At 66.3% G+C, this 1,032-nt stretch carries 1 protein-coding gene; it reads right to left on the bottom strand.

Going from position 1 to position 1,032, the window contains the following annotated elements; all coding sequences use genetic code 11:
- Positions 1-1,032, bottom strand: a 1,032-nt coding sequence (locus tag E3O32_RS17230) for a hypothetical protein (RefSeq protein WP_198417538.1), incomplete at both ends; no start/stop codon positions are given.

The raw sequence follows: 1,032 nt of genomic DNA, 5'->3' as shown, positions 1-1,032 counted from the left end.
GTGCGTGGACGTGTCACCGAAGTCGAAGGTCAGGGTCTCCCACGCCCCGGCGACTGTGGTGAACGCATCCGTCTCGACGTTCTGCCCCGGGTTGGCGGCATTCTCGACCTTCATCCGAACCCGCACGCCCGCAGCCGGGCTGTAGACGCGCATCGTCATCTTGGTGCGAGCGGCCGTGAACGGGATCGTGTCGACGGACAGGTTGGCACCGGTGGACACCGTGGTGCCCGCCGTCGCCGACGCCGTGACGGCCTTGGACACCGTGGCGACCTTGTTCGTGCCACCGGCCGGGTCGGCCACGACTGCGCCGCCGTTGTTACCGAAATCGGTCAACGTGTACGTTTTCGCGGGGTCATCGAACGTGATCGCCAGGGTGGCCGGCGGGGGCGGCGGCTGAGTGCCGCCGAACGTGAAGTCCAGATCGTCGACGTAATAGGTCTTCCCGGTTCCGACCGTGCCGAAGTCGAAGAAGATCGACACCTTGTTGTACGTGACGGCCAGGTCCAGCGCCGGGGTGCCGGCGACCGGGTTGGCGAAGTTGAACGTCAACGCCTCCCAGCCACCGGCCACCGTCGTGGTGGCCTCGGTCTCGACAGATTGGCCACCGTTGGACGCGTTCTCCACCTTCAGCCTCACCTTGATGCCTGCGTCAGGCGACCACACGCGCGCCGTCACGGACTTCTGGGTGGAGCTGAAGCCGATCTTCGGGATTGCCTGGTTGGCAAGGGTCGACACCGTGGTGCCGGCCCAGATCTCGGCGCCGACCATTTTGACGACCTTCGCCACGTTGTTGGCAGCGTTGGCCGGGTCGGGCGCGATGGTCGAGTCCGCCGCACCACCGAAACCGGTGAGCACCGGCGGGGTGGTCTCGTCGAACGTGATGATCTGGCCCGGGGCCGGCGGCGGCGGAGCCACCTCGGACAAGAAGATCAGGTCGTCGAAGAAGTACGTGCGGTCGGACGGCATCGGTGCGTAGCCGCCGGCGCCGACGAAGTAGTCGAAGAAGACGCTCACCTTGTTGTAGGTGCTGGC

This window comes from Cryobacterium mannosilyticum (genome assembly GCF_004402705.1).
In the GTDB taxonomy this organism is placed as follows: Bacteria; Actinomycetota; Actinomycetes; order Actinomycetales; family Microbacteriaceae; genus Cryobacterium; species Cryobacterium mannosilyticum.
Note: the sequence above shows the minus strand (reverse complement) of the source record. Positions and strands in the feature narration are given on the sequence as shown.